Source organism: Mesorhizobium sp. M2A.F.Ca.ET.039.01.1.1 (assembly GCF_003998035.1).
GTDB lineage: Bacteria > Pseudomonadota > Alphaproteobacteria > Rhizobiales > Rhizobiaceae > Mesorhizobium.
The window spans coordinates 1-7,427 of sequence record NZ_RZRY01000297.1; the positions used below are offsets into that span (position 1 = coordinate 1).

7 protein-coding genes and 1 pseudogene are annotated in these 7,427 nt (G+C 65.4%); 6 read left to right on the forward strand and 2 right to left on the reverse strand.

Annotated features, from left to right (window positions below; translation table 11 throughout):
- Both EOA24_RS21305 and EOA24_RS21310 read right to left on the reverse strand, forming a co-directional pair.
- The coding region (locus EOA24_RS21305; RefSeq protein WP_133374562.1) for a tetratricopeptide repeat protein at positions 1 to 989 on the reverse strand (989 nt) is incomplete at its 3' end.
- 115 nt (positions 990 to 1,104) lie between these two features.
- On the reverse strand, positions 1,105 to 1,728 hold the full coding sequence (locus EOA24_RS21310) for a LysE family translocator (RefSeq protein ID WP_126079933.1): 624 nt from the start codon (positions 1,726 to 1,728) through the stop codon (positions 1,105 to 1,107).
- A gap of 345 nt (positions 1,729 to 2,073) precedes the next feature.
- Between EOA24_RS21310 and EOA24_RS21315 the strand changes: the two genes are divergently transcribed.
- The 6 genes and pseudogenes from EOA24_RS21315 to EOA24_RS21340 form a co-directional block, all read left to right on the forward strand.
- A complete protein-coding gene (locus tag EOA24_RS21315) occupies positions 2,074 to 2,742 on the forward strand; it encodes a L,D-transpeptidase (protein ID WP_245467355.1) in 669 nt (222 codons plus the stop codon).
- A gap of 82 nt (positions 2,743 to 2,824) precedes the next feature.
- Entirely contained in the window at positions 2,825 to 3,991 is a 1,167-nt protein-coding gene (locus tag EOA24_RS21320; protein ID WP_126079931.1) for a diphosphate--fructose-6-phosphate 1-phosphotransferase, read from the forward strand.
- A gap of 11 nt (positions 3,992 to 4,002) precedes the next feature.
- Entirely contained in the window at positions 4,003 to 4,749 is a 747-nt protein-coding gene (locus EOA24_RS21325; RefSeq protein ID WP_126079930.1) for an MBL fold metallo-hydrolase, read from the forward strand.
- Positions 4,750 to 4,935: 186 nt separating this feature from the next.
- Positions 4,936 to 6,480, forward strand: a complete 1,545-nt coding sequence (locus EOA24_RS21330; RefSeq protein WP_126079929.1) for a DegQ family serine endoprotease — start codon at positions 4,936 to 4,938, stop codon at positions 6,478 to 6,480.
- 126 nt (positions 6,481 to 6,606) lie between these two features.
- A complete protein-coding gene (locus EOA24_RS21335; protein WP_127410041.1) occupies positions 6,607 to 7,218 on the forward strand; it encodes a molybdopterin-dependent oxidoreductase in 612 nt (203 codons plus the stop codon).
- A 24-nt stretch (positions 7,219 to 7,242) separates the two neighbouring features.
- Positions 7,243 to 7,427 (forward strand): annotated as a pseudogene (locus EOA24_RS21340) (oxidoreductase); the annotation flags it as partial.

The following is a 7,427-nucleotide window of genomic DNA, read 5'->3' on the forward strand; positions in this document are numbered from 1 at the left end:
GCCTTTGTCGGCGCCGGCGCTTCCAGCCCGGCGCCGACAAAGGCCATCATCGCATGCGCGTCGTTGAAGGCATAATTGCCGCCGCCGGCCTTGTGCCAGTTGTCGGCCAGAGCCGTCCAGCGGCCGCCGACATCGACGCCGCCGAGGCGCAGCCGCCACAGGATTGCCGAGGCATCAACCATATTGAGCGCCATCGTCGATGCCTCGCCATAGATCGGTCCGTCATAGAGCGCCAGCACCTCGGCGACCTCGCCGAGGTCGTAGTGGAACAGCGCCAGATGCCACCAATTGTGCACCTTGAGGAAGCTTTCCCTGGTCCAGGCGTCGGGATTGGCGCGCATCCACGCGATGCCGTCTTTTTGCCGGCTCTGCATCTCCATGACATGGGCGACGGCGTGCTGCGCCCAGCCGTCGCGGGGCTCGATCTCGACAGCCGTGCGGCCAAGCCGTTCGGCGCGCGCATAATCGCCCATCTCCTCGAGCCCGAAGGCCTGCATGCCGAGAACCGCATGATAGCCGGGCATGTCGCTTCGCCAGGCTGGCAGGGCGCGGCCGATGCGGTCGCGCAGCATGCGGGCATTGCCGGTGAAGAAATCAATCTGATGCCCGGTCAACAGAGCCACGAGATCGAGCGGATGGTCGATGGCGACATCCTCGAGGATGCGGGAGGCTTCATGCCAGCGCCCCCAGGCAAGATGGCCGAGGGCCGCGACATGCGCCCGCTCGCGCGCCGTGGCGGCGAGCGGCAAGGCCGCCTCGTGGCATGCTCTGGCCACGAGCGTTGCCTCGCGCTCGGTGGCGAGGCCGAAGAGGTAGCCCTTGAGCACATGCGCCATGACGAAGCCGGGATCCTCGGCGATCGCGCGATCGGCGGAGCCGACCGGATCGCCGATGAAGCATTGCAGCTCATGCACGGCGCGGGCGTAGGATGAAAACCCGGCTTCGGTCGCGCCCGAGTAAGCCAGGCCGAATGCATCCTTCAGCGCCATTCTGTGTCCTTCGACGATCGCGAATTTGCTGTCTGGAGCCCGATCCTAAAGCATCGGCGAGGAGCGTGCCAACCCGTGGTCGATAGTGCCTCAGGCCTGCCGGGCGTGCGCCGCCTCAATTCCCCGAGCGCATCGCCACCGTGGCGATGCCGGCGCCGACCAGCAGCGTGCCGCCGGTGCGGTTGAAGATGCGGATGGCCTTTGGATTGCGCACGATGGCGCGGGCCCTCGATGCGACCAGCGCGTAACCGAAGGCATTGGCGAAGGCCAAGGTCAGGAAGGTCGTCTCGAAGATCAGCATCTGCGTCCAGAAGTCGGCGTGCCGGTCGAGGAACTGCGGCAGGAAGGCGACGAAGAAGGTGATGCTCTTCGGGTTCAGCGCCGTCACCAGCCAGGCATGCGCCATCATCCTTGCCGCCGAAACCGCGTCGGTGCGCGGCTCGGCCTTCAGCGCGCCGCCGGCGCGGAACAGTTTTATGCCGAGATAGATGAGGTAGCCGGCGCCGATCACCTTCAAGATGGTGAACACGGTGGCCGAAGCCGCGAGCAGCGCGCCGATGCCGAGCATCGACAGCGTCATGGCGGTGAAGTCGCCCAGCGCGACGCCGACGGCCATCGGCAGCGCGGTGCGCCAGCCCTGGCCCAGCGCATAGGAGACGACCAAAAGGATCGTCGGGCCCGGAATGACGAGAAGGATGGAAGAGGCGGCGGCGAAGGCAGCCCAGTTTTCGAAGGACATTTCCCTGCTCCTTGAGCGCAAAGAACAGGATAAATCCTGGGGTCGTCGGGAATGTAAAGGGGCCGCCGGAAAAATCTTCAGCGAAAATCTTAGGCGCCTCGACCGGTAGCCCCATCAGCCGGCGAAACGATCCGTTAGGGTTAAGCCGGACCAGCGCCCTTTCACGCTTTTTCAACCATGAGTGACGAAAATGCCCTTATCCGGCCGGACCGTGCTTCCCGCCGGCAGCGTAGGGTTTGGTGTATGCGCGAGTTGCCGCAAAGTCTGACGCCGCCTTCCAACGGCGCCGCAATCGATACCGAAATTCAACTTTCCCGCCGTGCCTTGCTTTCCGGCGCCGGCGCCATGGCGCTGCTGGGCCTTGCCGGCTGCACCACCACCGACACGCTCGACCTGCCGCAAATGCAGCTCGACAACACCGTCACCGGTTCCGTGCCGCCGATGCGTCCGGCGATCAGCGTCGACAAGAACGTCACCGCCCCGGACGTCATGTACGCCTCGCTTACCGACGGCGGCTTCGAGGTGCCTGCGGTGCCGTGGCAGAAGGTCAAGCCGCAGTTCCGCCGCCAGATCGTCGTCGACAAGACCGGCGAGGCGCCCGGCACCATCGTCGTGCATCTCGAGGAGCGCATGCTCTATCTCGTCCAGCCGGGGGGCGACGCCATCCGCTACGGCGTCGGCATCGGCAAGGACGGTTTCCGCTGGTCGGGCCGCGCCAATATCCAGTATGGCCGCGAATGGCCGGTCTGGACGCCGCCGCCGGAAATGATCCAGCGCAAGCCGGAACTGGTGAAATGGCAGGGCGGCCAGCCCGGCGGCCTCACCAATCCGCTCGGCGCTCGGGCGCTCTACATCTACCAGAACGGCAAGGACACCGGCTACCGCATCCACGGCTCGCCCGAATGGTGGAGCATCGGCCAGGCGATGTCGTCGGGCTGCGTGCGCCTGATCAACCAGGACATCATCGACCTCTACAGCCGCGTTTCCAAGAAGAACCCGGTCGTCGTGGTCTGATCGGGTCCGTCGGCCCACTCTTCCGTTGCGCGATGCCGCAAGACAGGCGAAGGTGCCCTGAAAACTTCGGGAGAGAACGAGCATGGCTGGAACCTTCGTCATCGCGCAGGGCGGCGGCCCGACCGCCGTCATCAACCAGACGGTCGTCGGCGCCACGCTGGAAATCCGCAAGCGTCATCCCGGCGCCAGGGTGCTGGGCTCGATCCATGGTGTGCGCGGCATCCGCGACGGCAACTATGTCGATCTCTCCGCCATCCCCGAGGATCGGCTGCGGCTGATCGCCGGCACGCCAAGCGCCGCCCTTGGCTCGACCCGCGACAAGCCGGACGCCGCCTATTGCGAGGTCATCCTCAACGGCCTGAAGAAGGTCGGCGCCGACGCCTTCATCTATATCGGCGGCAACGACACCTCGGGCACGCAGCAGATCCTGACCGATGCCGCCGGCGGCTCGATCGCCTTCGTGCATGCGCCGAAGACCATCGACAACGACCTTGAGGAGAACGACCACACGCCGGGCTTCATCTCGGCGGCCGAGTTCGTCGCAGGCGCCTTTCTCTCCGTCGACCTCGATTTCCGCGCCTTGCCCGGCATCTATGTAGGCATCGTCATGGGCCGGCATGCGGGCTTCCTCACCGCCGCAGCGGCCGCCTGGCAGCTCGATCCCGACAGCGGCCCGCATCTGGTCTACGTGCCGGAGCGCGCCTTCTCGGCGAAGCGCTTCATCGATGAAGTGCGCGAGAAGCTGGACCGCCACAAGCGCTGCATCGTCGCCGTCTCGGAAGGCGTCAGCACCGCCGACGGCAAGGCGCTGGTCGAAAGCCTGGTGCCGCCGGAGAAGCTTGAGCGCGATCAGCACGGCAACGTCAAGCTGTCGGGCAGCGACCTGCCGGCGGCGCTCGAACGAGCCCTGGCCGAAGGCCTGCCCGGCAAGCGCGCACGCGTCGATGCTTTAGGCTACATGCCGCGCGGCTATGTCGGCGCCATCAGCGCCGTCGACGCCCAGGAGGCTTTCGACGCCGGCGCCTTCGCGATCGCCGTCGCCGGGGAAGGTGGCGGCTCGGTTGCGATCCAGTATGATGGGTCGAAGACCGTGCTGAAAAAGGTGCCGCTGAAGGCGGTGGCCGGCAAGACCCGCCATATGCCCGACGATTTCATGCAGCCGGACGCCAACCAGCTTTCAGACGCGGGCATGGCCTATCTGAAGCGTCTCGTGCCGGAAAAGTACAAGGTAGGGAAGCCGTTCGTCTGATGGGCGGTCCGATGCCCGAGCTTGAGGTCGGCGACTGGTTCGGCAAGGCGACAGTCGATGCCGGCACGACGGTGTTGACCGAGCCCTTCGTGCATGATTTCGTGCGCGCCAATATCTGGCATTTGAAAGGCCGCGATGCGGACCTTCTGGTCGACACCGGCATGGGCATCCGTCCGCTGGCGCCTGAGGTCGACACGCCGCCCGGCAAGCCGCTCATCGTCGTTGCCACGCACATCCATCTCGACCATGTCGGCTCGCTGCACGAATTTCCTCTCAGGATGGGACCGAAGGTCAGCGCGGCTAAGTTCGACGGCATGGATGATACCGTCACCTACGCCTACATGTTCTACAATCTCGACGGCGCCGTCTCGAAACTGCCGGCACCGGACTGGAAGGCGGCCGACTATCGCATTCCTTCCGCGCCGCTGACCCGCGCGCTCGACGAGGGCGATGTCGTCGATCTCGGCGACCGGAAGTTCCGTGTGCTGCATCTGCCCGGACACTCGCCCGATTCCATCGCGCTCTTCGACGAGATCGACGGCCTCTTCTTTGCAGGCGACGCGATCTATGACGGCATGCTGATCGACGACCTGCCGGATTCCGACCGCACGGCCTATTGCCGCACCATGCAGCGCCTGCTCGACCTGCCGATCCGCATCGGCCATGGCGGCCACGGCCCGAGTTTCGATCGCGCCAGAATGCACGAAATTACCTCCTCTTATCTGCGCCGGCGGCAGCGGTTCGTGAGCGCTTCCTGAATTAAATCTTTGTAAGGTCACCGCAAAACCCTAATTCAGGCCATTCGGCGACCTAGATGCTTGTCTGTCGAGACGGCCGGCTGCCATGCACGGCGAGACAGGCAGATCCGGCCATCGGCACGTTGACGGACGCTTCCGTGGGAGCGCCCGCGACGCCGGATCAACTCTCGCCCGGACAGAACGACCATGTCACCATCAAGCATTCTTCGCAGACATCGCGTCGCCGCCCTGCTGGGCGTCGCGCTGATCATTTCGCCCGTCGTCGTCTCCTTTGCCCAGAATAATTCCGGCCTGAGCACGGTGGCCGCGACGACCCAGACCCCGGTCGCCGGCATCACGGCCCCGAACGGCTCCTTCGCCCCGGTCATCGCCGTCACCAAGCCGGCGGTTGTCACAATCACCTCGATCATGAAGGCGCAGCCACAGGCGGGGGATGACGGTTCGCCCCTCGGTGGCAATGTGCCGTTCGACCAGTTCTTCCAGCAGTTCTTCGGCGACCAGGGCATGCCGATGCCGCGCACGCCGCCGCAGCAGCAGGGGCAGCGCGCCGAGGCGCTCGGCTCGGGCTTCATCGTCGGCGCCGACGGCACCATCGTCACCAACAATCACGTCATCGACGGCGCAAGCTCGATCAAGGTGACGCTCGACGACGGCACCGAGCTTCCCGCCAAGCTCGTCGGCCATGACGCCAAGAACGATCTGGCGGTGCTCAAGATCAAGGCCGACAAGCCGCTGCCGACCGTCAAATGGGGGGATTCCAGCAAGCTGATGACCGGCGACCAGGTGCTGGCGATCGGCAATCCGTTCGGCATCGGCACCACCGTCACCGCCGGCATCGTCTCGGCGCGTGGCCGCGACCTGCATAGCGGGCCGTTCGACGATTTCATCCAGATCGACGCGCCGATCAACCACGGCAATTCCGGCGGCCCGCTGGTCGACGTCAACGGCAATGTCATCGGCATCAACACCGCCATCTATTCGCCCAATGGCGGCAGCGTCGGCGTCGGTTTTGCCATCCCTTCGGATCAGGCTGAGAAGGTCGTCGCCAAGCTGATGAAGGGCGGCGACATCGAATATGGCTATCTCGGTGTGCAGATCCAGCCGGTCACGCCGGATGTCGCCAGCGCCATCGGCCTCGAACATCCGGGCGGCGCGCTGGTTTCCCAGGTTACCGACGGATCGCCGGCGGCCAAGGCCGGCATTAAAACCGGCGATGTCATCACCGGCTTCGGCGGCCAGGAGATCAAGGATCCCAAGGACCTGTCGCGCGCCGTCGCCGATGTGTCGCCTGGCGTCAAGGAAACGCTCGATGTCTGGCGCAAGGGCAAGGCGATGCAGATCTCCGCCGATGTCGGCCGCAACGCCGAGGATCAGAAGACGGCGTCGAGCGGCAATGAAGGCAGCAGCCCGTCGGCCGAACAGGGCTTGCGCGTTCCCTCGCTCGGCCTCGGCCTGACCGACCTCACGCCCGATATCCGCGACCAGCTCAACCTTGCCGGCAACCAGCGCGGCGCGGTGGTCGAGCGGGTCAATCCGGACAAGGCGGCTTCGGTCGCCGGCATCCAGCCGGGCGACGTCATCGTCGGCGTCGACCAGACGCCGGTGAAGACGGCCAGGCAGGCCAACCAGGCGATCGCCGAGGCCGGCAAGTCCGGCAGGAAGTCTGTTCTCCTGCTGATCGATCGCGGTGACGCGCAGATCTTCGTCGCCGTGCCTTTCGCCGCCGGCTGAGAAGCGCTTCGACAGGGGCCTGCCGGCATCTCCGGCGGGCTCCACTCTCAAGATTTCTGTTGCCCCCCGAGGCGTATTCGAGAACACTCCCTACGGTCGATCGAATCCGGCACGAGGGATGTCTTGATGATCACGCGCGGCTTCTTTTCCGGACGGCGTCCCCCTTCCGACACCGATGCGCGCATTCCGCCCGGCCAGTATCTGGAGCAGGGTTTTCCCGTGCTTTCGGCCGGGCCGACGCCGCGCGTGCGCACGGAGGATTGGTCTTTCACCCTCAAGCACGGGCCAAAGCCGATCAAGAAATGGAACTGGGCCGAGTTCAACGCGCTGCCGCAGAGCAAGATGACGCGCGACATCCATTGCGTGACGGCCTGGACAAAATTCAACACGCCCTGGCAGGGCGTCATGATCGACGACATCCTCGCCGACGCCGGCATCGAGCCGCCGACCGCCTACACGCTGGCGCTGTCCTTTGACGGCTATTCCACCAATGTGCCGACCAAGGACCTCGTCACCGGCAAGGCGATGGTGGCGCTGCTCTATGAAGGCAAGCCGATCACGCCGGATCATGGCGGGCCGGCACGGCTATTGGTGCCGCACCTCTATTTCTGGAAGTCGGCCAAATGGGTGAACGGGCTGCAGTTCACCGAGCGCAACGAACCGGGCTTCTGGGAGCTTCGCGGCTATCACATGTATGGCGACCCCTGGCGCGAGCAGCGCTATTCCAGCGACCGGTGAGGGGCGACGCGTGAGCAGCAATCGATGAGCGCCGAGCCGTCGCCGCAATCGCCCTGGCAGGCAGCCACGATCACCCGCATCGAAAAGCGCACGCCGCGCGTCACCAGCTTCTGGTTCCAGCCGTCGCGGCCTTTCGCTCACCTTGCCGGACAGCATGTCGACATCAGGCTGACGGCCCCGGACGGCTACCAGGCGCGCCGCTCCTATTC